The 23,976-nt window shown below is 66.3% G+C and carries 28 protein-coding genes; 15 read left to right on the top strand and 13 right to left on the bottom strand.

The window, feature by feature from the left end; translation table 11 throughout:
* Positions 1-50: 50 nt before the first annotated feature.
* The 3 genes from Q8S30_RS01500 to Q8S30_RS01490 form a co-directional block, all read right to left on the bottom strand.
* Positions 51-1,286: a saccharopine dehydrogenase family protein gene (locus Q8S30_RS01500; RefSeq protein ID WP_305664262.1), complete on the bottom strand. Its 1,236-nt coding sequence runs from the start codon at positions 1,284-1,286 to the stop codon at positions 51-53.
* Between the two features lie 63 nt (positions 1,287-1,349).
* On the bottom strand, positions 1,350-2,456 hold the full coding sequence (nspC, locus tag Q8S30_RS01495) for a carboxynorspermidine decarboxylase (RefSeq protein ID WP_305664261.1): 1,107 nt from the start codon (positions 2,454-2,456) through the stop codon (positions 1,350-1,352).
* Between the two features lie 165 nt (positions 2,457-2,621).
* On the bottom strand, positions 2,622-3,158 hold the full coding sequence (locus Q8S30_RS01490; RefSeq protein WP_305664260.1) for a hypothetical protein: 537 nt from the start codon (positions 3,156-3,158) through the stop codon (positions 2,622-2,624).
* 251 nt (positions 3,159-3,409) lie between these two features.
* Between Q8S30_RS01490 and Q8S30_RS01485 the strand changes: the two genes are divergently transcribed.
* Both Q8S30_RS01485 and Q8S30_RS01480 read left to right on the top strand, forming a co-directional pair.
* On the top strand, positions 3,410-4,783 hold the full coding sequence (locus Q8S30_RS01485) for an aspartate aminotransferase family protein (RefSeq protein WP_305664259.1): 1,374 nt from the start codon (positions 3,410-3,412) through the stop codon (positions 4,781-4,783).
* Positions 4,784-4,793: 10 nt separating this feature from the next.
* Positions 4,794-6,200 carry a glutamine synthetase family protein gene (locus Q8S30_RS01480; RefSeq protein WP_305664258.1) on the top strand — a complete coding sequence of 469 codons (1,407 nt, stop codon included), beginning with the start codon at positions 4,794-4,796 and terminating at the stop codon, positions 6,198-6,200.
* 81 nt (positions 6,201-6,281) lie between these two features.
* Here the strand turns inward: Q8S30_RS01480 and Q8S30_RS01475 are convergent, their stop codons facing one another.
* The gene (locus tag Q8S30_RS01475) at positions 6,282-6,662 is read right to left on the bottom strand and encodes an HIT domain-containing protein (protein ID WP_305664257.1); all 381 of its coding nucleotides are present in this window, start codon (positions 6,660-6,662) and stop codon (positions 6,282-6,284) included.
* Positions 6,663-6,684: 22 nt separating this feature from the next.
* Entirely contained in the window at positions 6,685-8,262 is a 1,578-nt protein-coding gene (locus Q8S30_RS01470; RefSeq protein WP_305664256.1) for a DUF5928 domain-containing protein, read from the bottom strand.
* Between the two features lie 148 nt (positions 8,263-8,410).
* Here Q8S30_RS01470 and Q8S30_RS01465 point away from each other — a divergent pair, with 148 nt between their 5' ends.
* Together Q8S30_RS01465 and Q8S30_RS01460 are read left to right on the top strand one after the other, a co-directional pair.
* On the top strand, positions 8,411-9,229 hold the full coding sequence (locus Q8S30_RS01465; protein ID WP_305664255.1) for a sulfotransferase family protein: 819 nt from the start codon (positions 8,411-8,413) through the stop codon (positions 9,227-9,229).
* Positions 9,230-9,244: 15 nt separating this feature from the next.
* Positions 9,245-9,988 carry a phosphatase PAP2 family protein gene (locus Q8S30_RS01460; protein ID WP_305664254.1) on the top strand — a complete coding sequence of 248 codons (744 nt, stop codon included), beginning with the start codon at positions 9,245-9,247 and terminating at the stop codon, positions 9,986-9,988.
* An 88-nt stretch (positions 9,989-10,076) separates the two neighbouring features.
* On the opposite strand, the gene Q8S30_RS01455 is transcribed toward Q8S30_RS01460, so the two are convergent.
* Together Q8S30_RS01455 and nth are read right to left on the bottom strand one after the other, a co-directional pair.
* Positions 10,077-11,066: an adenosine kinase gene (locus Q8S30_RS01455; protein ID WP_305664253.1), complete on the bottom strand. Its 990-nt coding sequence runs from the start codon at positions 11,064-11,066 to the stop codon at positions 10,077-10,079.
* Positions 11,063-11,707, bottom strand: coding sequence for an endonuclease III (nth, locus tag Q8S30_RS01450; RefSeq protein WP_305664252.1), 645 nt, complete (start codon positions 11,705-11,707; stop codon positions 11,063-11,065). Before nth ends, Q8S30_RS01455 begins: the two co-directional genes overlap by 4 nt.
* A gap of 409 nt (positions 11,708-12,116) precedes the next feature.
* Between nth and Q8S30_RS01445 the strand changes: the two genes are divergently transcribed.
* The 3 genes from Q8S30_RS01445 to Q8S30_RS01435 all read left to right on the top strand — a co-directional run bounded on the left by Q8S30_RS01445 (position 12,117) and on the right by Q8S30_RS01435 (position 14,614).
* The gene (locus Q8S30_RS01445; RefSeq protein ID WP_305664362.1) at positions 12,117-12,917 is read left to right on the top strand and encodes a bifunctional helix-turn-helix domain-containing protein/methylated-DNA--[protein]-cysteine S-methyltransferase; all 801 of its coding nucleotides are present in this window, start codon (positions 12,117-12,119) and stop codon (positions 12,915-12,917) included.
* A gap of 145 nt (positions 12,918-13,062) precedes the next feature.
* Positions 13,063-13,722 carry an OmpA family protein gene (locus tag Q8S30_RS01440; protein ID WP_305664251.1) on the top strand — a complete coding sequence of 220 codons (660 nt, stop codon included), beginning with the start codon at positions 13,063-13,065 and terminating at the stop codon, positions 13,720-13,722.
* Between the two features lie 121 nt (positions 13,723-13,843).
* Positions 13,844-14,614: a FadR/GntR family transcriptional regulator gene (locus tag Q8S30_RS01435; protein ID WP_305664361.1), complete on the top strand. Its 771-nt coding sequence runs from the start codon at positions 13,844-13,846 to the stop codon at positions 14,612-14,614.
* Positions 14,615-14,676: 62 nt separating this feature from the next.
* On the opposite strand, the gene Q8S30_RS01430 is transcribed toward Q8S30_RS01435, so the two are convergent.
* From Q8S30_RS01430 to Q8S30_RS01410, 5 genes are all read right to left on the bottom strand, one after another.
* A complete protein-coding gene (locus Q8S30_RS01430) occupies positions 14,677-15,231 on the bottom strand; it encodes a F0F1 ATP synthase subunit B (protein ID WP_305664250.1) in 555 nt (184 codons plus the stop codon).
* Between the two features lie 5 nt (positions 15,232-15,236).
* Positions 15,237-15,812 carry a F0F1 ATP synthase subunit B' gene (locus Q8S30_RS01425; RefSeq protein ID WP_305664249.1) on the bottom strand — a complete coding sequence of 192 codons (576 nt, stop codon included), beginning with the start codon at positions 15,810-15,812 and terminating at the stop codon, positions 15,237-15,239.
* Positions 15,813-15,898: 86 nt separating this feature from the next.
* Positions 15,899-16,132 (bottom strand): F0F1 ATP synthase subunit C, encoded by a 234-nt coding sequence (locus Q8S30_RS01420; protein WP_066809443.1) that lies wholly within the window; start codon positions 16,130-16,132, stop codon positions 15,899-15,901.
* A gap of 54 nt (positions 16,133-16,186) precedes the next feature.
* On the bottom strand, positions 16,187-16,894 hold the full coding sequence (locus Q8S30_RS01415) for a F0F1 ATP synthase subunit A (protein WP_305664248.1): 708 nt from the start codon (positions 16,892-16,894) through the stop codon (positions 16,187-16,189).
* 44 nt (positions 16,895-16,938) lie between these two features.
* The gene (locus Q8S30_RS01410; protein ID WP_161344630.1) at positions 16,939-17,268 is read right to left on the bottom strand and encodes an AtpZ/AtpI family protein; all 330 of its coding nucleotides are present in this window, start codon (positions 17,266-17,268) and stop codon (positions 16,939-16,941) included.
* A gap of 231 nt (positions 17,269-17,499) precedes the next feature.
* On the opposite strand from Q8S30_RS01410, the gene Q8S30_RS01405 reads away from it, so the two are divergent.
* Positions 17,500-17,874 (top strand): helix-turn-helix transcriptional regulator, encoded by a 375-nt coding sequence (locus Q8S30_RS01405; RefSeq protein ID WP_305664247.1) that lies wholly within the window; start codon positions 17,500-17,502, stop codon positions 17,872-17,874.
* A gap of 1 nt (position 17,875) precedes the next feature.
* Here Q8S30_RS01405 and Q8S30_RS01400 read toward each other — a convergent pair whose 3' ends face one another.
* The gene (locus Q8S30_RS01400; RefSeq protein ID WP_305664246.1) at positions 17,876-18,784 is read right to left on the bottom strand and encodes a LysR family transcriptional regulator; all 909 of its coding nucleotides are present in this window, start codon (positions 18,782-18,784) and stop codon (positions 17,876-17,878) included.
* A 118-nt stretch (positions 18,785-18,902) separates the two neighbouring features.
* On the opposite strand from Q8S30_RS01400, the gene Q8S30_RS01395 reads away from it, so the two are divergent.
* The 7 genes from Q8S30_RS01395 to rimM all read left to right on the top strand — a co-directional run bounded on the left by Q8S30_RS01395 (position 18,903) and on the right by rimM (position 23,944).
* On the top strand, positions 18,903-19,493 hold the full coding sequence (locus Q8S30_RS01395; RefSeq protein ID WP_305664245.1) for an FMN-dependent NADH-azoreductase: 591 nt from the start codon (positions 18,903-18,905) through the stop codon (positions 19,491-19,493).
* A gap of 495 nt (positions 19,494-19,988) precedes the next feature.
* Positions 19,989-21,509, top strand: coding sequence for a signal recognition particle protein (gene ffh, locus Q8S30_RS01390; RefSeq protein ID WP_305664244.1), 1,521 nt, complete (start codon positions 19,989-19,991; stop codon positions 21,507-21,509).
* Entirely contained in the window at positions 21,506-22,012 is a 507-nt protein-coding gene (locus Q8S30_RS01385; protein WP_305664243.1) for a GNAT family N-acetyltransferase, read from the top strand. The genes ffh and Q8S30_RS01385 overlap by 4 nt, the downstream gene beginning before the upstream one ends.
* Positions 22,009-22,548, top strand: a complete 540-nt coding sequence (locus tag Q8S30_RS01380) for a GNAT family N-acetyltransferase (protein ID WP_305664242.1) — start codon at positions 22,009-22,011, stop codon at positions 22,546-22,548. The genes Q8S30_RS01385 and Q8S30_RS01380 overlap by 4 nt, the downstream gene beginning before the upstream one ends.
* Before the next feature lie 55 nt (positions 22,549-22,603).
* Positions 22,604-22,900 carry a chorismate mutase gene (locus Q8S30_RS01375; protein ID WP_161344640.1) on the top strand — a complete coding sequence of 99 codons (297 nt, stop codon included), beginning with the start codon at positions 22,604-22,606 and terminating at the stop codon, positions 22,898-22,900.
* Between the two features lie 43 nt (positions 22,901-22,943).
* A complete protein-coding gene (rpsP, locus tag Q8S30_RS01370) occupies positions 22,944-23,303 on the top strand; it encodes a 30S ribosomal protein S16 (RefSeq protein WP_161344642.1) in 360 nt (119 codons plus the stop codon).
* A 134-nt stretch (positions 23,304-23,437) separates the two neighbouring features.
* The gene (gene rimM / locus Q8S30_RS01365; protein WP_305664241.1) at positions 23,438-23,944 is read left to right on the top strand and encodes a ribosome maturation factor RimM; all 507 of its coding nucleotides are present in this window, start codon (positions 23,438-23,440) and stop codon (positions 23,942-23,944) included.
* The last annotated feature ends 32 nt before the right edge of the window (positions 23,945-23,976 follow it).

The raw sequence follows: 23,976 nt of genomic DNA, 5'->3' as shown, positions 1-23,976 counted from the left end.
ACAAAAAAGGCCGCCCCGAAGGGCGGCCTTTCAAGTCACTCCCGCCCGGTTCAGGTAACCGGCAAATCGCTCTCGCCTTCCCGGATCCGGGTCGGCAGACCCAGCCGGTGCAGCTCGGTCAGGAAGGCCATCGGCGGCAATTCCTCGACATTCGCCATCCGGCCAATGTCCCAATCCCCCCGCGCGATCAGGATCGCGGCGGCCACCGGCGGCACCCCCGCGGTGTAGGAAATCCCTTGCGAACCAACCTCTTGGAAGGCCTCCGCATGGTCGGCAACGTTGTAGATGAACACCTCCCGCGGCGCGCCGTCCTTGGTCCCGCGCACCACATCGCCGATGCAGGTTTTGCCCGTATAGTCAGGCGCCAGGCTCGCCGGATCCGGCAGGACCGCCTTGACCAGCTTCAGCGGCACCACTTCTTGCCCCTCGGCCGTCTTCACCGGCTTCTCGGACAAAAGTCCGAGGTTTTTCAACACGGTAAACACGTTGATATAGTGATCGCCAAACCCCATCCAGAACCGCACATCGGCATCCGGATAGTTCGCCGCCAGCGAATGCACCTCGTCATGCCCGGTCAGATAGGCCTTCTGCGCGCCCACCACCGGCAGGTCCCAGACCTTGCCGACCTCGAACATGCTGTTCTCTTGCCAGCCGCCATTCTGCCAGCTGTAGACGGTGCCGGTAAACTCCCGGAAGTTGATCTCGGGGTCGAAGTTGGTGGCAAACCAGCGGCCATGGCTGCCGGCATTGATATCAACGATATCAATGCTTTCGACCGCGTCCAGATAGTCCTCTGCCGCCAGCCGCGCATAGGCGTTCACCACCCCCGGATCGAACCCGATCCCCAGAATGGCAGTCACCCCCGCCGCCTCACAGGCCTCGCGGCGCTTCCATTCGTAATTGCCGTACCACGGCGGCGACTCGCAGATCTTCGCCGGATCCTCATGGATCGCGGTATCCAGATAAGCGACCCCGGTGTCGATGCAGGCCTGCAGCACCGTCATGTTCACGAAGGCGCTGCCGACGTTGATGACGATCTGCGCCCCTGTCTCGCGGATCAGCGCCGCCACCGCAGCAGAGTCCATCGCGTCGACGGCATGGGCCTCGAACTTGCCCGCCACCTTCATCGCGCCCTTCTCATGGACGCTGGCGATGACCGCCTCGCACTTCGCAAGGGTCCGCGAGGCGATATGAAGATCGCCCAGCAAGTCATTGTTCTGCGCGCATTTATGCGCGACGACCTGAGCCACGCCACCGGCGCCGATGATCAGCACGTTCCGTTTCAATTCCTACCGTCTCCTTTTGACCGTCTGGGAAAAGGGCCTTGCGCGCGGCAAGGCAGGGGAGCCTCAGGAGAGGCTGGCTTCGTAATCTTCGTATCCGAACGAGCGGACCAGCCGCAGCGTTCCATCCTCTTCGCGGATCGCAATCGCCGGCATCTTCACGCCGTTGAACCAGTTTTTCTTGACCATCGTGTAACCGGCAGTGTCCTGCACGGAAATCCGGTCGCCGACCTTCAGCCGCTCCGGAAAGGCGAACTCGCCGAAGATATCCCCCGCAAGGCAGGACTTGCCGCAGATCATGTAGCTGTGCGGGCCTGCGTCCGGCGCGATCTTGGCCGGCAGCCGGTAGATCAGCAAATCCAGCAGATGCGCCTCGATGGAGCTGTCCACGACCGCCAGGTCCTTGCCGTTGTGCAAGATATCCAGCACCGTGACCTCCAGCGTCGCGGTCCTGGTGATCGCCGCCTCGCCCGGTTCCAGATAGACCTGCACCCCGAACCGTTCCGCAAAGGCCTTCAGCCGCGCCGCCAGCGCCTCCAGCGGATAGCCCTCGCCGGTGAAGTGGATGCCGCCACCCAGGCTGACCCATTTCACTTGTGCCAGAAGGTTGCCAAAGCGGTTCTCGATATCGGTCAACTGCCGGTCGAACAGGGCAAAATCCTCGTTCTCGCAGTTGTAATGGATCATGAAGCCGGAAATCTTGTCCAGCACACCTGCGATCTTCTCGCTGTCCCACTCCCCCAGCCGGCTGAACGGCCGCGCCGGATCAGCCAGATCGAAGCCGCTGGTCGAGATTTGCGGATTCAGCCGCAGCCCGCAGGCAATCCCAGAAGCGCGATCCGCAAAGCGTTCCAGCTGGCCGATGGAGTTGAAGATGATCTTGTCGGCATAGCCCACCGCCTCGTCGATCTCATCCTCGGCCCAGGCGACGGAATAGGCATGGGTCTCGCCGCCGAACTTTTGCCGCCCCAGCCGCAGCTCGTAGAGCGAGGAAGAGGTGGTGCCATCCATGAACGGGCGCATGTAGTCGAAGGCCGACCAGGTGGCGAAGCATTTCAGCGCCAGCAGCGCCTTGGCGCCCGACAGCTCGCGCAGCCGCGCGACCTTTTCCATGTTGGCGCGCAGCGCCGCGGCGTCGATCAGGTAATGCGGGGTGGGTATCGACACGGACATGGGCTGCTCCTTGCACCGGGGCGCGAATGCGAACGGTTGCTATAAGGACAGCCTGTGACAGTTTCAAGAAAAACCGGGGCGCGGCAGCGGCAGGCAGATATGGAAACGGGCCGCAGGGGCAAGCCCCGCGGCCCGTATCCGGCCCTTCTGCCTGCCCGCTGGCCCTCAGGCGTTACTCCCGCATTCGGGATAGCCCATCTTGATCATCTCGCTGCCGCGGATCCGCCGGGTCCGGTTCACGGAAAACCGCGCCTCGGACATGTACCATTCGGCAATCGGCGCCGGATAATGGGCGGCAATCACCTGCGACCAGTAGTCGAAATCATGCGCGTTCAGCGGGATGCCGTAGAACGACGGCCCGTGAAAGCCAAAGGTCGTGTTGGCGGCCACGCAGACCCCCGGCAGCGACAGATACATCGTGCAGGCCGACATGCACTCGCCCCGCAGCTCGACAAGCCGCCCGGCGCTGCGCAGCTCTGCGATTTCTGCGGCGCGCCAGTCCACCCGGCCGCCGGCATCGTCGCGGATCACCAGCGGCTGAATGTTGAGAGGCGCGCGAATTGCTTGCGCCCCCGCCGGCGCCGGGCCAAGGGCCGCAGCGCAAGCCGCCGCAACGGCCAGCGCGGGAAGAGTGCGGCCCAAGGCGCGCGCGAGTTTGGCAACACATGCCAGCGGCATGCGCGTCAGATCTTCGAATGTCATGATATCCACCCCGGATAAACCAGCCGCCTACTGGCAGCGACCGCCGGGGCCCCACACCCCGCGCTCAAGCCCAAGGCTGCCGCAAGGGCGCTAATATCGGGTTACCGCCCCGCGCCGCGGCAGCGATTCTTGCCCGGCCGGTTCGGTGCAATTGGAAAGACCGGCCCCCGGGCCATTCGTCCCGATTGACGCCGCAAAGCCCGCCGGGATAGGACAGCGCATCCCGCCTCTTGCCCGTCAGGTGCTGTATCATGCCCGTTCGTGCCCCGCTGATCGCGGGCGTCCCCCCTGCCCGGATTGCGGCGCTTGCCGAGTGGGAAGCCGCCACCTATGCCGCCGCCCGCCCCAAATGCCGCGCGGCGCTGGCCGCTGGCGCTGGCGCCTGGCTCGATGGGGTGCCGATGCACTGGATGCGCGACTGGCCGCAGCCCTTCCCGATGGTGGTGGCAAAAGCTCGCGATGCGAAGATCGAGGATCTCGACGGCAATGTGCTGGATGACTTCTGCCTCGGCGATACCGGAGCCATGTTCGGCCACTCCCCCGCCCCGGTCGCCAAGGCGATCCGCCATCAGGCCCGCCGCGGGCTGACCACCATGCTGCCGGGCGAGGATGCGCTGGCGGTGGGCGTGCTGTTGCAAGAGCGGTTCGGCCCGATGCTCTGGCAGATCGCCACCACCGCCACCGATGCCAACCGCTTCGCCCTGCGCGTGGCGCGCGCGGTGACGGGACGGCCGAAGGTGCTGGTCTTCTCGGGCTGCTACCACGGCACCGTCGATGAGGCGATGGTGCAACTGGCGGGCGGGCAGACGGTGCCCCGGCCGGGCCTCGTGGGTCAGGCCGCAGACCTGACGCAGACCGCGGTGGCGGTGGAGTTCAACGACCTGACGGCGGTGGAAGAGGCGCTGAAGGCCGGCGACATCGCCGCCGTTCTGGCAGAACCGGTGATGACCAATGCCTGCATGGTGCTGCCCGAGCCCGGCTTTCACGAGGCGCTGCGCCGCCTTGCCAGCGATTACGGCGCGCTGCTGATCCTCGATGAGACGCATACCCAATCGTCCGGCCTTGGCGGCTATACCCGCCGCCACGGGCTTCAGCCCGACATGTTCGTGGTCGGCAAATGCATCGCAGGCGGCATCCCGGCCGCGGCCTGGGGGATGTCGGCAGAGGTCGCCGAACGCTTGCACCGCTACCACCAGACCCGCCCCCCCGGCCATTCCGGCATGGGCACCACCCTGTCAGCCAACCCGATGCAGTTCGCCGCCCTGCGCGCCACGCTGGCCGAGGTGATGACGCCCAAGGCCTTCGCCAGGATGGAGGACGGCGCCGCGAAGCTGGAGGCGGGGCTGGCAAAGGCCATCGCCCACCACGGCGCGCCCTGGCATGTGGTCCGCGTCGGCGCGCGGGTGGAGTTCATCTGCCACCCTACCCCCCTGCGCAACGGGACCGAAGCCGCCGCCGCCCATCACCCGGCGCTGGAGGCCGCAATCCACGCCGCCCTGCTGAACCGCGGCTGCCTGATCGCGCCCTTCCACAACATGATGCTTGTCAGCCCGGTCACCAGCGGCAAGCAGATCGCCCGGCTGATCGCCGCCTTCGAGGCCGTGCTGGCCGAACTCTTTGCCTGAAAGACCCATCATGACCCCCAGCCCCTCCGGCTCCACCCTCGCCGAGGCAGAGGCCTTCCTCGCCGCGCATCCCGAGATCGAGGCCTTCGACATCGTGCTGACCGATGCCAATGGCATCGGCCGCGGCAAGATCATCCGCCGGCATGAGCTGCCGGGGCTGTATACCGGCGGGCGGCATCTGCCGGTGTCGATCCTCGGGCTCGATATCTGCGGCGAGGATGTGCATGAAACCGGGCTGATCTGGGATCAGGGCGATGGCGACCTGCGCGCCTGGCCGATCCCGGGCACGCTGAAACCGCTGCACGGCACCAGCCCGGCGCGGGGCGAGGTGCTGATGAGCATGTATCACCTCGACGGCGCGATCATGACCTCGGACCCGCGCCACGCGCTGCAGCGGCAGGTGGATGCGATGGCGGCCGAGGGGCTGCACCCGGCGGGCGCGTTCGAGCTGGAGTTCTTCCTGCTCGATCCCAAGCTCGACGACCACGGCCGCGCCCAACCCGCCGCCGCGGTGCTGGACGGTCGGCGCAGTCTGAAGACAGAGGTCTATTCCGTCGATCACCTGCACGGGATGGAGCCGCTGTTCTCGGCCATCTACGCCGCCGCGCAGGCCGCCGACATCCGGGCCGAAACGGTCATCTCGGAATACGCGCCGGGCCAGTATGAGCTGACGCTGCATTACCGCACCGACGTGATGCAGGCCGCCGATGACCTGATCCGCCTGAAGCGCATCGTGCGGCTACAGGCCCGGCGCTTTGGGGTGACGGCCTGCTTCATGGCGAAACCCATCGAGGATTATGCCGGGTCAGGGATGCACTTCCACGTCTCGCTGCTCGACGAGGCGGGGCGCAATGTCTTTGCCGAGGCGCTGGAAGGCCAGTGGACGGACACCATCCTGCACGCGCTTGGCGGGCTGCGGCAGACGATGGGGGAATCGATGCTGGTCTTCGCGCCCCATGCCAACAGCTGGCGGCGGTTCGCGAACCAGAGCTATGCGCCGGTGTCACCCTCCTGGGGCGTCAACAACCGCTCCGTCGCGCTGCGCATTCCGGCGGGTGATCTGCGCGCGCGGCGGATCGAGCATCGGCCCTCGGGCGTCGATGCCAACCCCTACCTGGTGGCGGCGACGGTGCTGGCGGGCATCCGGCACGGGCTGGCGCACCGCATCGACCCGGGGCCCGAGACCACCGGCAACGGCTATGCGGGCGAGGATGCTGGCGGGCAGAGCGGGGGCGCCCCGGCGATGCCCGGCGACTGGCGCGAGGCGATCCGGGCGGCGCAGGGATCGGCGTTTCTGAAGGAGGCGCTTGGGACTGACATGCACCGCACCTTCTGCGCGATCAAGGCGGCGGAATATGCGCGGGTGGCTCGGACCATCGCGGATGTGGATTACGATCTTTACCTGCATACCGTGTGAACGGGGCGAAGGCCGGGGGACTTTGCGTCCCCCGGACCCTCTGCAGGATATTTGGAAAAGGCAAAGGCAGCAGGGACGCGCTCAGCCCGCCGGCTGCAGCATCCGCCCCAGATCGCGGCCGCCCATGATATGCACATGCAGATGCGGCACTTCCTGCACCCCGTCCATGCCGGCATTCGATACGGCGCGGAAGCCGTTGCCCGCGTCGAGCGCCACGCCCGTCATCTTGCAGACCTCGCCAATGGCGCGGGTGAAATCGACGATCTCGGCCTCCGACGCTTCCCGCGCGAAATGATCATAGCTGACATAGGGCCCCTTCGGGATCACCAGCACATGCACCGGCGCCTGCGGGCGGATATCCTCGAAGGCAAGGCTGTGCGGGGTCTCCAGCACGGTCTTGTTCGGGATCTCGCCGCGCAGGATGCGGGCGAAGATGTTGGTGGCGTCATAGGCATAGCTCATGGCGGTCCTCGGTCCGGAAAGGTCAGTCGGTGAACAGGTAATGCGTCGCGGCAATCTCGCGCGCGGTCTCGGGTGGCAGCGACAGGAAGCGGGCCAGCGGGGCGGTGTTGTCCTCGATGCTGGCGGATTCGCGCAGCCGCGTCAGGTTGGCAAAATTGGCATCGCGCAGCCTGTCGCTTTCAAAGCGCACGTCATAGCGGATCGTCGGCAGCAGCCGGTTCAGCACCTCCGGCGGGGTGCGCTCCCCGGCCAGACCGACGCGCCGGGCATGGCCCAGAAGATAGTCATCGGTGAACTCGCATTCGATCTCCAGCGTGCGGGTGACACAGCGGTCGGCATAGAAATCCTGCAGCAGGTCGATCGCGGCGGGGTCCAGGCAGACCAGCAGCCGGTTCGATCCGTGATAGTCGAACAGCATCCGCAGCAACGCCCGCCGGTGCCGGGTGCGCTTTTCCAGCGTGGTCTGGATGCCGCCCAGATCGGGCAGCGGCGTGGCTTCCTCGTTGAAGATATACTCGATGGCGGGGATGTCGGTCAGCTGGCGCACCCGGTCGACCAGCCGCTTGGCGACATGCCATTTCTTGCACACCACCAGCAGCAATTCCCGCTCGCGCCCAAGGCTCGCCTCGGTCTCCCAGAAGCGCGGGGCAAAGCGGCGGCCTATACGCCCGCGCCCGGTGATAAAGCCATAAAGGCTGCGCCCCTCATTCGAGATCGGGAAACGCACCGCCTCGCTGGCCCACAGATCCCCAAGCCGCGCCTTCAGCTCTGCCGCATCGACCGAGATCTTGCGGGCAAACAGGTAATCCTGGCTCAGCAGCAGATCATAATGGTCGTTGTAGAAGGTGACCGGCATCCCGTAGTCGGAAAACATCAGGAAGGTCAGCGTCCGCGTCTCGATCTCGGCATCCGGCACCAGATGGCGCACCAACGTCTGGAAGAAGGTCTCGTCCGGGATCCAGGTGGTCTTGAAGAACCGCATCACGTCGCGCCGCTTGGCGCAGAAATCCAGCACCATCTCCACCGTGCGGCGGCGCAAGCACCACCACTGGCTGCCGATCATCACCTGAATGTCGGCGGGCACTTGCCGCGTCAGCCCCAGCCGCTTCTGCAGCTCATAGGACTGGTAGAACCACCATTTCCGGCCGCGTTCGTTGAAGAAGTGGCGGTAGATCAGCCGGTCTTCCTTCATCCCGGTCTTGATCCAGTCGGAACTGAGGAAGTCGAAGCTTTCGATGAAGTCCCGGTCATTCGCCTCGAGGAACTCATGCGCGAACTCGGCCGACTTGATCGACATGCAATCGCCTGACAGCATGTAGAAATGCGTGGCCCGCGGGAAGGCCGCAACCGCCGCCTCGGTCGCCGCCAGCGTCGCGTCCACCAGACTCCATTCGCCCCAGCCGCATTTGATGCGCCGCTGCGCGAAGGTCACGTTGGGGTTTCCGGCCAGCGCCCGGCGGATCAGCAGATAGTCGGCCTTGCGCGCCCGCGCGTCGAAATGGATCGACATGAAGTCGCCCGCGGCGGTCAGCCGCTCGGCCTGTTGCACGATCCCCTCGGGGTCTTTATGGCACAGCAGGATGAAGGCAATTCTGGCCATCGGATCGACCCGTTTCAGGTGCCGAAGACCGAAGATCGCGGCCGCGGCGTTTCAGACGTTGAAATGACGGTGTTTCTTTGCTTTTTAATGCGCAATTGTTCCGCGGGTGCAAGTGAAAGCGCCCAAGGATGGCCAAGGAAGGTTTTTCATGGGGTTTCCCGGTACCTGGATGACCGAGAGCGAGAGCGTCGTCTATCGCGTCGTCCCGAAATGCGCCTGCTCGACCATCGGGCAGATCATGTTCTATTCCGATCACGGGCGCTTCTTCGACGGGGACATCCATGATGCCACCGCCGGGATGCACAAATGGTCGATGGAGGCGAGCCAGCCGCTGATCGAGAGCAACGTCAAGACCCACAAGTCCTTTGCCTTCACCTGCGTGCGCAACCCCTATGCGCGCATCCTGTCGTCCTTCTTCGACAAGATCGCCGGCATCCAGCGCAACGGCAAACGCTACCGCGGCAATCTCGTGCCGCAGCTGGTGCAGAAATACGGCATTGATGTCGGCAGCCCGGAAAACGGCTTCGAGTTCGACCAGATCGCCAGCTTCCGCCGATTCCTGCTGTTCGCGCGCGACACCATCCGCTGGCGCCGCCCGATGGAGCCTGACATCCACTGGTCGGCGATGTCGGGCCATGTCTCGACATTCATCGTCAATGGCGGGCGCTACAACAGCATCTTCTACACCGAGAAGTTCAACGAGGGGATGCAGCAGGTGCTCGATCAGATCGAGACGCCGGTGAAGGTGGACCTGAAGGCGATCCCGCGCTTCAACGAATCCGAAGGTCATGGGCCGAAGCGCGCCCATGACGTCAGCGCCTATTTTGACGATCTGTCGCGGCACCTTATCTGGGAGATCTACAAGAAGGACTTCCAGCTGTTCAAATATGACTTCGACAACCCCGACAACAAATATGCCATCGCCGAGATCGACCTCGATGAGGTCCATGCCAAGCTGGGTGACTGACCCGGGACCGGCTGCATGGACATGGGCGCGTTGACCGATCCCGCCCTGCCCCGCAGGCGCGCGCACCTGCGCCAGTATCTGCATGCGCGCAGCCTCGCGCTGCTGGGGGTGCTCTTCGCCGCCATCTGGCTCTTCGTCGAACTCGCCGAGGAAATGCTCGAGGGCGAGACGCAGGATTTCGACCAGGCGCTGCTGCTGGCCTTCCGCAGCCCGCTCGATCCCGCCGATCCGCTGGGGCCGGCATGGCTGGAAACGGTGATGCGCGACATCACCGCGCTTGGCGGGGTGACGGTGCTGGGCTTCGTGACGCTGGCGGTCCTCGGGCTGCTGTGGTTCCAGTCCCGCCGCCGCGCCGCCGGCCTCCTCTTGCTGGCGATCATCGGCGGGCAGATCTTCTCGAACGTCTCCAAGGCGATCTTCGACCGCCCCCGCCCCGACCTCGTGCCGCATGGCACATTGGTTACCAGCGCCAGCTTCCCCAGCGGCCATTCAATGATGGCGGCGGTGGTCTGGCTGACGCTGGCGGCGATGCTCGCCCGGATGCAACCAAGCCGCGCCCTGAAGGTCTACCTGATCGCGCTCGCCGTCGCGGTGACGCTGGCGGTGGGCTTAAGCCGCGTCTGGCTGGGCGTGCACTGGCCCACCGACGTGCTGGCTGGCTGGGCCGCGGGCGCCGCCTGGGCCCTCATCTGCCGCGCCCTCGCCGAGGTGCTGGACCCGCTCCCAGATCCGGTTCCGGCCCCCGCACCGCCCCGCTGACACACCCCCGCGCCCGCCCTTCGTTCTGGCCAAAATATCCCGGGGGGAGTCTCCGCAGGAGACGGGGGGCAGCGCCCCCTTCTTCTCCTCAGACCAACCCCTGCCCCCGGAACAGCCGCTGGATGTCCCCTTCCGGCCGCGCGCCGAAATGGCTGATCACCTCCGCCGCGGCGATGCAACCCATGCGGCCCGCCCGGTAAAGGTCATCCCCGGTCATCATCCCATACAGGAACCCCGCTGCGAACTGGTCGCCAGCACCCGTGGCATCGACCGGCACCACGCGGTGCACCGGCACCTCCACCCGTTCCTCGCCGCGGATCAGCACCACATCGGCCCCCGACCTTGTGCAGACCACCAGCGGGCATTCGGCCCGCGCCTGTGCCAGCGCCGCCTCCAGATCCTCGGTCTGGTAGAGCGAGGTCCATTCATGGACATTACCGATCACGTAATCCAGCTCGCCCCGGATCAGGCCCAGAAAGCTTTCGCGGTGCCGGTCCACGCAGAACGGGTCCGACAGCGCGATCCCGGCCTTGCCGCCGCCCGCCCGCGCAGACCGCGCCGCCCTCAGGAAGGCCGCCTTGCCCTTGTCCTTGTCGAAGAGGTAACCCTCGAGGAACAGCATCTCGGACGCGCTCGTCACCGCCTCGTCCACGTCCTCGGGCCCCAGTTCGGCCGAGATGCCAAGGTAGGTGTTCATCGACCGCTCACCATCCTCGGTCACGAAGATCATGCTGCGCGAGGTTGGAAGCTCCCCTCCCGCCACCGGCGGGTTGACGAACTCGGTGCCCTCTGTCGCCATCGAGGCCGCATAGAACCGCCCCAGCGCATCATCGCGCACCCGGCCGATGAAGGCGGTGGTCAGGCCCAGATTCCCGAGCCCCGCCAGCGTGTTGGCGACCGATCCTCCCGGCGCCTCCACCCGCTCGCGCATGGCCGCATACAGCACCTCGGCGCGCTCGCGCTCGATCAGCTGCATGATACCCTTCTCGATCCCCATATGGTCCAGGAACCGGTCGTCGGAATGGGACAGAACGTCCACGATGGCGTTGCCGATGCCGACAACCTGATAACGGCTCACAGAGTTTTCTCCTCATACAGACAAAGGTCACGGATCGGGCAGATCCCGCATTTCGGTTTTCGCGCCACGCAGATATAGCGGCCATGCAGGATCAGCCAGTGATGGGCATGCTTCTGGAAGGGCGCGGGCACATGGTCCTCGATCGCCCGCTCCACCTGGTCGACATCGCGCCCGGGCGCGATCCCGGTGCGGTTGCCGACGCGGAATACATGGGTATCGACCGCCTGCGCCGGGTGGTGAAACCACATGCTCAGCACCACATTCGCCGTCTTGCGCCCGACCCCCGGCAGCGATTGCAGCGCGGCGCGGCTCGAGGGCACCTCGCCGCCATAGCTCTCCACCAGGATCTGGCTGAGGCGGATCACATTGCGCGCCTTCTGGCGGTAAAGGCCGATGGTGCGGATATGCTCCGTCAGCCCCTCCTCGCCCAAAGCCAGCATCTTCTCGGGCGTATCCACCACCGCGAACAGCGCCCGCGTCGCCTTGTTCACCCCGGCATCGGTCGCCTGCGCCGACAGCGCCACCGCGACCAGCAGGGTGAAGGCATTGACATGCTCGAGCTCGCCCTTCGGTTCGGGCTCCACCGCCTGAAAGCGGGCAAAGACCTCATGGATCTCATGATATGCAAGCTGTCTGGCCATCGCGCGATGGTATGCACTGCCGCGCCGAACCGGGCAAGCGCCGCAGGGCCGGCCGGGCGCCGAAATCAACGGGATTTTCAGTATTTTCGCGGTCGAGAAGCGCGCCCGGCGGATCCGCGGCGCGAACAAGCTGGCGGCGTGTGTGCCCTCGCCGGACGGGGGGCTTGCCGCCCCCCGCACCCCCCGCGGATATTTGGAAAAGGCAAAGGAGAGGGGGGCGGCGCGTTTCGCAAGCGCAGGTTCCGGGTCGCGCGGGGGTCACTCCGCCCCTAGACTGGCCGCCACAGTTCCCCGAGGTTTTCCGATGACCGAGCATCCCTTCGCCCCCGCCTTTGCCACCACACCCGCCACCACCGACACCGATGACCCACGCTACCACTACCGCGTCATCGCCCGCGCGCTGCGGCTGATGGAGGCAGAGGGGCCGGCGCTGTCGCTGGACGCGCTGGCGGGCCGGATGGGGATGAGCGCGGCACATTTCCAGCGGGTGTTCTCGGCCTGGGTCGGGGTCTCGCCCAAGCGCTACCAGCAATATCTGGCGCTCGGGCTCGCCCAGCAGCTGCTGGCCGAACGCGAGACGCTGCTGGACACGGCGGCCAGCGCCGGCCTTTCCGGCACCGGGCGGCTGCATGATCTGTTCCTGCGGTGGGAGGCGATGACGCCCGGCGATTTCGCCCGCGGCGGCGACGGGTTGCAGATCCGCTGGGGTCGGTTCGACACGCCCTTTGGCGACGCGCTGGCGATGGGCACGGATCGCGGGCTCTGCGGGCTGGCCTTCACCGAGGAAACCGGCTTCGACGCCGCCTTTGCCGATCTCGCCGGGCGCTGGCCCGCGGCGCGCTTCACCGAGGATGCCGCACCGCTAACGCCTTGGGTGACGGCGGCCTTCGGCGGCGACGGCGAGACCCCGCTGCAGGTGATCGGCGCCCCGTTCCAGATCAAGGTCTGGGAGGCGCTGCTGCGCATCCCCTCGGGTCAGGTCACCACCTACTCCGCCATTGCCGCCGCCATCGGCGCGCCCAGGGCCGCCCGTGCCGTCGGCACCGCCATCGGGCGCAACCCGATCAGCTTCCTGATCCCCTGCCACCGCGCGCTGGCCCGGTCCGGCGCGCTTGGCGGCTATCACTGGGGCCTGCCGGTCAAGCGCGCGATGCTGGCCTGGGAGGCGGCGCGGTGGGAGGCAGGGCCCTCGGCCCCCCAGGTCCCCTGAACAGGGCCGTTTCCTTCACCCGCCTCTCCCGCTTGTGATGGGCGGAAACCTGCTGGCACGCGCGCGGGCCTAGTCGCGGCACCCCAAGCTTTGCTATACAGGGCGCAACGTCCATTGGACGGATATAACAAACAGGCGACACATTATGAACGCGAAGACCCCCTTTCTCCTTGCCATTTCGGCAAGCCTCGGCCTGACGGCCTGTGTGCAATCCGACCCGTATGGCGGCACAGGCCAGCCCAACAACGCCCGCAACGCGGCCATCGCCGGCGCGGTTGTCGGCGGCGTTCTGGGCGCCACGGCCGACGGTGACGAGCGGCTGACCAAGGCCGCTGCCGGTGCCCTTGCCGGTGCGGCCATCGGCGGCGTTGCCGGCAGCCTGCTGGACCGCCAGGCGCGCGAACTGCAATCCGAGATCGGCGGCAACGGCACGACCGTCACCAATACCGGCTCGAACCTTGTGGTGAACATGCCGCAGGACGTGCTCTTCGCCACCAACAGTGCCACCGTGTCGAGCGCGGTGACCAATGACCTCTACGCCCTGTCGTCGAGCCTCAACCGCTACCCGAACACCCGCGTCGAAGTGATCGGCCATACCGACAACACCGGCTCGGCCGCCTACAACCAGGATCTGTCGCAGCGCCGGGCCTCTGCGGTGGCGCAGGTCATCCGCAATGGCGGCGTCGCTCCGCAGCGCGTGGTCTTCTACGGCCGCGGCTATGACCAGCCGATCGCCTCCAACTCGACGGAATCGGGCCGCGCCCAGAACCGCCGCGTGCAGATCATCATCACGCCCACGAACTGATCCTTCGGGTCAGGCATTCAGAAGGCCGGGCCCCTCGCCCGGCCTTTTTCGTTGCCGGGGCGGGGACGCGCGCCTAGAAGCGGTCATGCAAACTGACCAATTCGCCGGAGCGGTCCTGCCCATGCCCTTCCAGAAGGTCGAACCCGAAAAGCTGTCGCACAGCGTTATCCGCCAGATAGAGCGGTTGATCCTGCAGGGCATCCTGCGGCCCGGCGAGCGGCTGCCGGCCGAGCGTGACCTTGCCGACAAGCTCGGCGTTTCCCGCCCCTCGCTGCGCGAGGCGCTGGCCGATCTGCAGGTGGCGGGGCTGCTGGTCGCCCGCCCGGGTGCCGGGGTCTTCGTGGCCGATGTGCTGGGATCCGCCTTCTCCCCCGCTCTGACGCGGCTCTTTGCCAGCCATGACGATGCAGTCTTCGACTATCTCGACTTCCGCCGCGATCTCGAAGCGCTGGCCGCCGAGCGCGCCGCGCGGCTCGGGTCCGACACCGACCTGAAGGTCATCGACACCCTGTTCCGCCGCATGGAGGCCGCCCACGGCAAGCGCAACCTGGCGGATGAGGCGGCGCTGGATGCCGAGTTCCACATGGCGATCATCGAGGCGAGCCATAACGTGGTGATGCTGCACATGATGCGCTCGATGTTCGAGCTGCTGCGCGAGGGCGTGTTCTACAACCGCCAGGTGATGTTCCGCCAGCGCACCACGCGCGAGTCGCTGCTGGACCAGCACCGCGCCATCCATGTCGCGCTGCTGGCCCGCGATCCGGCGGGGGCGCGGGCGGCGGTGGAGGCGCATATGGACTTCGTCCGCGCCGCCCTGGCCGACCAGATCAAGGCCGACCGGAACGAGGCGGTGGCGCGCCTGCGCTTCGATCATGAACAGGAGCGGGGCTGACTCCACAAACGAAAAACCCGGCCAGTGGCCGGGCTTTCCTAACTTTCATGCGCAAAAGCCGATCAGTGCAGCCGGGTTTCCACGTCGCCAATCGCCGCGTCGATCAGCGCGGCCTTTTCGGCCTCCTGCATCGACTTGGCGATCACCTCGCCAGCCGCGGCAACCGCCACCACCACCGCGCGATCCCGCACCTCTTTCACCGCCGACTTTTCAGCCGAGGCGATCTGCTCTTCCGCCGCCTTCAGCCGGCGCTGGATCGAGACCTTCAGATCGTCCTTGGCCTTCTCGGCCGCCGCCATCGCTTCCTTGCGGGCAGAGGCGACGATCATCTCGGATTGCTCGATCATCTCCTTCTGCTTGCGCTCGTAGGAGGCAAGGATCGTCTGCGCTTCTTCACGCAGCGCCCGGGCTTCTTCCAGCTCGGCCTTGATGGTCGCGGCGCGCTTGTCCAAGAGCCCGCCGATGGCCGAGGGAACCTTGAAGTACAGCAGGATCCCGATGAACACCAGGAACGCCAGCAGGACGATGAAGTCGGTGTTGCGCAGCGAGATGAACGGGCCGGTGGCCGCAGCGGCGGGCGTGGCCGCCAGCGCCAGAAGCAGGGATAGTTTCCGCATCATGCTCACCCCTTGATCCGCTCTGCCACGGCCGCGTCGATCGCGCCCGCATCCGCCCTTGCGCCAAAGGCCGCCACGATCTCCGCCGCCGTGTCGCGGGCAACGGTGTTCACCGCCTCCAGCGCGCCGGCCCGGATCTCGCCGATCCGGCCTTCCGACTCGGCGGTCTTCGCCGCAATCTCGGCATCGGCATGTGCCGTCGCCACGTCCAGATCCGCCTGGATCTCGGCCTTGGCAGCGGCAACGATCTTGCCAGCCTCGGTTTTCGCATCGGCCAGGGCGCGCGTATAGGTTGCCTCGGCCTCCTTCGCCTTCAGCTTCAGCTCTTCGGCGGTGGCAAGGTCATTGCTGATCGTGCCCGCCCGTTCCGCCAGCACGCCGCCAATCCGCGGCAGCGCGATGCGCGACAGGACGAGGTAGATCACGACCAGCGTCACCAGCAGCCAGAAGATCTGGTTCGGGAAAGTCTCGAACACCAGCTGCGGCATCCCGACCGCGCTGCCATGCGCGTCGGTTCCCGGCAGCATCGGGTGGACAGCGTCCGCCGCGTGACCTGCCGCTTCTTCCGTTGTTGTTGCCATGTCGTTCCCCCGGCCCTTCAGGACCCGTCAAACCGGCGGGCAGGCCCCCTAAAGGACCCGCCCGGCTCTCAGATCTTTGGAAGGGATCAGACTGCGAACAGCAGCAGCAGGGCGACCAGGAACGAGAAGATGCCCAGGGCTTCGGCAAAGGCCATGCCGATGAACAGCGTGGCGGTCTGCGACGCGGCAGCCGAGGGGTTGCGCAGCGCGCCGGCCAAGTAGTTGCCAGCGACGTTGCCCACACCCATTGCAGCCCCGGCCATGCCGATGCAGGCGAGACCAGCGCCGAGGTATTGGCCGAGTTGTGCGATGCCTTCCATAGAGGTGCTCCTTCAGGATTGGAAAGGTTGTAATTGGGATCTGCGGCCGGGCCCTTAGTGCCCCGGATGCAGCGCGTCCTTCAGATAGACGCAGGTGAGGATGGTGAACACATAGGCCTGGATCAGCGCGACGAGCACTTCGAGCCCGTACATCGCGGTGATAGCCAGGATCGAAACCGGGGCGATGGCCGCGATGGCCGCGAAACCCGCGAACACCTTGATCACCGCGTGCCCTGCCATGACGTTGCCGGCAAGACGAATGGAGTGGCTGACCGGGCGCACGAAGTAGGAGATGACCTCGATCACCGCCAGCACCGGGCGCAGCGGCAGCGGCGCCGACGAAACCCAGAAGAGGCCGAGGAAATGCGCGCCGTTCTTCACGAAGCCGAGGATGGTCACGCCCAGGAACACCAGCATCGCCAGAACCGCCGTCACCGCGATATGCGAGGTGGTCGAGAACGAGGTGGGGATCAGGCCGATGAAGTTGGCAAACACGATGAAGCAGAACAGGGTCATCACATAGGGGAAGTACTTCAGGCCTTCCTTGCCGGTGATGTCTTCCAGCATCTTGTGGACCATGCCGAAGGTCAGTTCCGCGACGGACTGCATCCGGCTAGGAACGATGGCCCGGCCGCGCGAGCCGACGACCAGCACCAGCACGATGGCCAGAACCGTCAGGCCCATCCACAGCGTCACGTTGGTCGGCGTGTACCAGTTGATCTCGGTGCCGCCGAACAGCGGGCGCACCAGAAACTGGTCCATCGGGTGGAATGCAAGACCGCCTGCTGCTTCTTCCGTCGCCACGTCTACTTCCCCTCATCCCGGGCGGAGTCTTCCGCCTGTCGTTTCGTCTGCATCTCGGTCGCGGTGCGAAGCATCGTCTTCACTCCGGCCGCGAAGCCCAGGAATATGAACAGCACCAGCATGAAAGGCATGGTCCCGAACAGGGTATCCAGCCCGTAGCCGATAGCAAAGCCGATCCCCAAACCCGAAACCAGCTCGATCACCATGCGCCAGGCCTGATTGGCCTGACTGAAATGCTCGTCCGCGCGGGGCTTGGGCGCGTGGGCTGCCTTGACCTTCTCGATCCGCTTTTCCAGCTCGGAAAGCCGGGTCTGATCGGGTTCGTCGGCCACGTTGCGCCCCTCTGGAGCCCCCCTTGGACTGTTGCCGCCTTCCTAGGGGGCGGGGGCCCGTGAGTCAAGCGCGTTAGGGAGCTGGCAGTCATTCTACAACGCATTGAAATTGCTGCGCATTTCGCGAGGCAGCCCCACTCCGCGCAGGCCCGCCTCCTCCCCATCGCCGCTTTGCGGCAAAAACCGATATTCAACCGTCCGGTTGACCGTTTACCGGCAGGGGCGCTAGGAATGCCCATGCACGCCCCCGCCCCTGCGCTCTCCCCTGCCCTCGACGCCGTGTTCTCGGCCCTCGCCGATCCGACGCGGCGCGCGATCCTGTCGATGCTGCTGGAAGACGACATGGCGGTGACCGATGTGGCCGAACCGTTCCAGATGTCGCTGGCCGCGATTTCCAAGCACCTGCAGATCCTCGCCGAGGCGGGCCTCATCAGCCAGGAAAAACGCGGAAGGGTGAAGTGGTGCAAGCTGGAGCCCGACGCGATGCGCGAGGCCAGCATCTGGATGCAGGGCTTCGGCCAGTTCGAGCGGCTGGACCTCGACGCCTTCGAGCGGTTTCTGGAGGCCGAACTTCAGGCCATCGAGGTGGACCCGCCGGCCGCCTGATTTAGCGGTGCCCGTGCCCCGAGCACATCGCCGGCCAGTCCTTCGACGCCGCCTTGATCGCGGCCAGGAAGGCCTGCACCTTGGTCGTGCGGTGCAGGTCCACATGCGTCACCAGCCACAGTGGTGACGCCCAGGCCTCGCGCGGCGCCATCACCTCGACGAAGTCGGGATTGCCCCGCGCACTCGCCACCGGCAGGAAGCCAAGCCCCAGCCCGGCGCGCACCGCATCCTCGGTCGCCTCGCCATCGTTGCAGCGATAGACCACCTGCGAGCGCGGCACGACGCCCGCCAGCCACTGATAGAACGGCGCGCGCGAGGCCGGGTTCTCATTGCCGATGAACCGATGCGCGACGAGGTCAGTATCCTTCACCGGCGTGCCATGCTTCGCCAGATAGGACGGAGCCCCGAACAGCGCCACCTGATGCTCGTGCAGCCGCTGCACCACATTGTCCGGCTCTGTCGGCGCAGACCCGGCCCGGATCGCCACATGCGCCTCGCCATATTCCAGCCGGAAGATCCGAAGGTCGGTGACATAGCGCACGATCAGCTCGGGATGCTCGGCCATCAGCCCCGCCACCACCGGCGTCACCAGCGCCGACAGGCCGGGGACGGAGGTCACCACCAGTTCGCCGCCCATTTCCGACCCGGCACCATTGATCCGCGCCGCCAGCTGGCCGAACTGGTCCTCGGTCGCCTGCGCCACCTTCAGCAGCTCCTGCCCTGCCTCGGTCGGCGTATAACCGCGGGCATGGCGCTGGAACAGCTTGGCCCCCAGCCGCCCCTCCAGCGCGTCGATATGCCGGATCACCGTGGCGTGGTGCACCCCCAGCACATCCGCCGCACCGCTGACCGTACCAATCCGCGCCACCTGATAGGCCGTGCGGATCTCGTCCCAGTTCTGAAAAGACATTTTCTGTGCGCCCATCAACATATGCGGTGCGAGTATCGGCGTTGCGTTCGAAATTGCAACGCGCAACTTAAGGACATGCCCGGCCTCCCCGCCGCTTTGCAATTCAAGGATCGCCCCAATGACCAACATCCTCCGCCTCGACGCTTCGATCAAACCCGCCGGCTCCATCTCGCGCCGCCTGACCGACCGTATCCTCGCCCGCCTGACCGCGGCGCAGCCCGCCGCCACCGTCACCAGCCGTGACCTTGCCTCCGGCCTGCCGGCCATCGACGCCGCCTGGATCGGCGCCATCTTCACCCCGGCCGACGCCCGCAGCACCGAGCAGGCCGCCATCGCCGCCGTGTCCGACACGCTGATCGCCGAAGTGAAAGCCGCCGACGTCGTGGTGATCGGCCTGCCGATCTACAACTTCGGCACCCCCGCCTCGCTGAAGACCTGGTTCGACCACATCGCCCGCAAGGGGGAAACCTTCGCCTATACCGAAGCCGGCCCCCAGGGCCTGCTGACCGGCAAGCGCGCGATCATCGCCCTGTCCTCGGATGGCACCCGCTTCGGGTCGGAAATCGACTTCGCCTCGGGCTATGTGCGCCACATGCTGGGCTTCCTTGGCATCACCGATGTCGATTTCGTCGCCGCCGACGCGATGGTCTTTGGCGCTGAAGAGGCGCTGGCCAAGGCCGAGGGGCAGGTGGACGCTCTGGCTGCCTGATAAAGGCCGGACATCAGCCATTTGCAGAATTTCGGCCGTCGACGAAATTCTGCTGTGCCCGCCCTCGCGAGGGCGGGCACAGTCGTGCCCACCGGGGCGGTCCCATCAGAATTTGGCACCGTCAGACCAAGCTTCACCCCCTTGCCCTGCGGCTTGCGCCTCCGGGCAACCGTCGCGGTCGGCTTGCCACTGGCAAGCCGCCTTGTCGCGCCGGAAGTGCCTCATCTGCGGGTGACAGAGCAGCCGCAATCCCCGCCCCCGCTTGACTCCCACTCCCATTTCTTCTACGGCCTGCCCCAATTCCCCGGAAGTGGCTTGCTTCCGGTCCCAACCCGTCATGGGGGGATCGCCATCCGTCAGCGCGTTGCGCCCACGGGTGCCATTCCGCATTGACCCGCCGGGACCGTAGCGCACACCACCACCTTTGGGGATCTTAGCGCCGGGCCTTACATGGTCCCGGCAAGGTGCAATCGGGGCCATGGAGGGCCAGACGCGATGTTCGAGAATCTATCCGAACGGCTCTCCGGGGTCTTCGACCGGCTGACCCGTCAGGGCGCGCTCAGCGCCGAAGACGTCGAAACCGCCCTGCGCGAAGTGCGCGTCGCCCTGCTCGAGGCTGACGTCTCCCTTCCCGTCGCCCGCGCCTTCGTCAAGGCGGTCAGCGCCAAGGCCACCGGCTCTGCCGTCACCAAATCGGTCACCCCCGGCCAGCAGGTCGTGAAGATCGTCCATGACGAGCTGATCCGCACCCTGCGCGGCGAGGGCGATCCCGGCGCCCTGAAGATCGACAACCCGCCCGCGGCGATGCTGATGGTCGGCCTGCAAGGCTCGGGCAAGACCACCACCACCGCGAAGCTCGCCAAGCGCCTGACCGAGCGTCAGGGCAAGCGCGTGCTGATGGCCTCGCTCGATACCAACCGCCCCGCTGCCATGGAACAGCTGGCGATCCTCGGCACCCAGATCGGCGTCGATACACTGCCGATCGTCAAGGGCGAGAATGCCGTCCAGATCGCCAAACGCGCCAAGCAACAGGCGACGCTTGGCGGCTACGATGTCTACATGCTCGACACCGCCGGCCGGCTCCATATCGACGAAGCCCTGATGGCCGAGGTTCAGGCGGTACGTGACGTGGCCCAGCCGCGCGAAACCCTGCTGGTCGTCGATGGCCTCACCGGGCAGGATGCGGTCAACGTCGCCACCGAATTTGACGGCAAGGTCGGCATCACCGGCGTCGTGCTCACCCGGATGGATGGCGACGGCCGCGGCGGCGCTGCGCTGTCGATGCGCGCGATCACCGGCAAGCCGATCCGCTTCGTCGGCCTTGGCGAGAAGATGGACGCGCTTGAAACGTTCGAGGCAGAACGTGTCGCCGGCCGCATCCTGGGCATGGGCGACATCGTTGCCCTGGTGGAAAAGGCGCAGGAAACCTTCGAGGCCGAACAGGCCGAGCGGATGATGAAGCGCTTCCAGAAGGGTCTGTTCAACATGAACGACCTGAAGGGCCAGCTTGACCAGATGCTGAAGATGGGCGGGATGCAGGGCGTGATGGGCATGATGCCCGGCATGGGCAAGATGGCCAAACAGGCCGAGGCCGCGGGCTTTGACGACAAGGCCCTGCGCCGCCAGATCGCCCTCATCAACTCGATGACCAAGAAGGAACGGGCCAATCCCGACCTGCTGCAGGCCAGCCGCAAGAAGCGCATCGCCGCCGGCGCGGGGCTGGAGGTTGCCGAGGTGAACCGCCTGCTGAAGATGCACCGCCAGATGGCCGACACGATGAAGAAGATCGGCAAGATGGGCAAAGGCGGGATGCTCAAGCAGGCCATGCAGATGTTCGGCGGCAAGATGCCCGGCGGCATGGGCGGCATGGACCCGTCGAAGATGGACCCGGCGCAGATGGAAGAGGCTGCCAAGGCCCTGCAGGGCCAGATCGGCGGCAAGATGCCCGGCGGCCTTCCCGGCCTCGGCGGCCTGAACCTGCCCGGCGGGCTTTCGGGATTCGGCAAGAAGAAATGACCGCACCCACCCTCCATACAGCGCGCCTGACGCTTCGCCCGATCGTCGCGGCCGATTTCCCGGCCTATGCGGCGCTGATGGGGTCGTCGCGCGCGGCCGGAATGGGCGGGCCGTTTGACACCTTCCGCGCCTGGGGCGTGTTTTGCCATGACGTCGCCTGTTGGGCGCTCTACGGGCATGGCGGCCTGATGATCGAACGCAACGACACCGGGGCAACCATCGGCCAGGTCGGGCTGAATGCGGGCCCGCTGTTTCCCGAACCCGAACTCGGCTGGCTGCTCTATGACGGCAGCGAAGGCCAGGGCTTTGCCACCGAGGCCGCGGCGCGGCTGCGGGACTGGGCGTTCGAAACCCTGCCGCTCGGCAGCCTCGTGTCCTACACCGATCCGGACAATCACGCCTCCATCGCGGTCGCCCGGCGGCTTGGCGCGCTCCTTGATCCCGAGGCGCCGCGGCAAGACCCCGAAGACCTTGTCTGGCGCCACCCGAGGATGGCCGCATGACCGTGACCCTCTCCCCCACTCCGGTGATCGAAACCGAACGCCTGATCCTGCGCGCGCCGCAAGCGGGCGACTGGGAGCCATGGGCCGCGTTCGCCATGGACGGGCGCTCGCGCTTCGTCGGCGGGCCGCTGGACCGGGAAAAGGCCTGGCGCGCCTTTGGCCACGTCATCGGCATGTGGGTGCTGCGCGGCTTTGGCACCTTCGTCTTCGCCCCCAAGGCGGGAGGCAGCGCGCTTGGCATGTGCGGCCCCTGGTATCCCGAGGGCTGGCCGGAACGCGAGATCGGCTGGACCCTCTGGTCGCCCGAAGCCGAGGGCAAGGGCTATGCCTTCGAGGCTGCCCGCGCCGCCACCCGCCACGCCTTCGGGCCGCTCGGCTGGGACACTGCCGTCAGCTACATCGACCCGGCCAATTCGCGCTCCATCGCGCTGGCCGAACGCCTCGGCGCGCAGCGCGATGACAGCGCGGCGCATCCCGGAACCGACCCCTGCCTCGTGTTCCGCCACCCGGTCCCGGGCGCGGAGTATGTCCTATGACATGCGCATACTATGCATATGGGTTCTGTATGCTTTCCACATGCCGGAGGAGCGCATGACCGACGCCGCCACCCGCGCCGCAGCCCTGCTGCATGAGCATCGCGAGTCCATCGACCGGCTCGACGCGATCCTGCTCTACACGCTTGCCGAACGGTTCAAGCACACCCAATCCGTCGGCCGCCTGAAGGCCGAACACAACCTGCCGCCCTCGGATCCTACCCGGGAAGCGGCCCAGATCGCCCGTCTGGAACGGCTCTCGCAAGAGGCTGATCTCGACCCCGAATTCGCCCGCAAATTCCTGACCTTCATCATTTCTGAAGTCATCAGGCATCACGAGAAACTGCAGAAATAACGGGCACTTGCCCGAACTTCCAAAAGACCAAGGAGAAACTGACATGTCCATGAAAATCCGCCTCGCCCGTGGTGGCTCCAACAAGCGCCCGCACTATTCCATCGTCGCCTCCGACAGCCGGATGCCGCGCGACGGCCGCTTCCTCGAAAAGCTCGGCACCTACAACCCGCTGCTGGCCAAGGACAGCGAAGAGCGCGTGAAGATGGATCTCGACCGGGTGAAATACTGGCTCTCGCACGGCGCCCAGCCGACCGACCGCGTCGCGCGGATGCTGGAAACCGCTGGCGTGCTGGAAAAAGCCGTCCGCAACAACCCCAAGCAAGCCGAACCCGGCGCCAAGGCCAAGAAGCGCGCCGAAGAGCGTGCGAAGAAAGCTGCCTCGGCCGCAGAAGCCACCGAGTAAGCCCCTGGGCTGCCACGGTAATTCCGGCGCTTGCAACGGCGCCGGATTGCCGCAGAATATGCGGCGGGTGGCGTGATGCCGCCCGCCTTTTGGGTCTGGCGCGGGGCGTTTCCGCCCGCCTTGATGGAGCGATCATGGCCGCAAGCGACAAGGTCTGCGTGGGCGCGATTGCCGGCGCCTTCGGCGTGCAGGGCGAGGTGCGGCTGAAAAGCTTCTGCGCCGACCCCGCCGCAATTGCCGATTACGCGCCGCTGACCTCCGAAGACGGCAAGCGCAGCTTCACGCTCAAGATCACCCGCGCGGTTGCGGGTGGTCTTGCGGCACGGATGACCGGCATCACCACCAAGGAACAGGCGGATGAGCTTAAGGGCGCAACCCTCTGGGCCGAAAGGACAAAGCTGCCGTCCCTGCCGGATGACGAGTTCTACCATGCCGACCTGATCGGCCTGACGGTGCTCGACACCGGCGGCGCGCCTATGGGCACGGTCCATGCCGTCCACAACCACGGCGCGGGCGACATCCTTGAAATCCTCGCCCCCGGCCAGCGCAACGCGCTGCTGCTGCCCTTCACGCTTGCCGCGGTGCCGACCGTGGACCTGACCGCCGGCCGGATCATCGTCGACCTGCCGGAAGAGGCCTGAGATGGCGGACGACGCCCCCCGCTCGCATGGCC

This window comes from Frigidibacter sp., from assembly GCF_030695035.1.
In the GTDB taxonomy this organism is placed as follows: domain Bacteria; phylum Pseudomonadota; class Alphaproteobacteria; order Rhodobacterales; family Rhodobacteraceae; genus Frigidibacter.
Note: the sequence above shows the minus strand (reverse complement) of the source record. Positions and strands in the feature narration are given on the sequence as shown.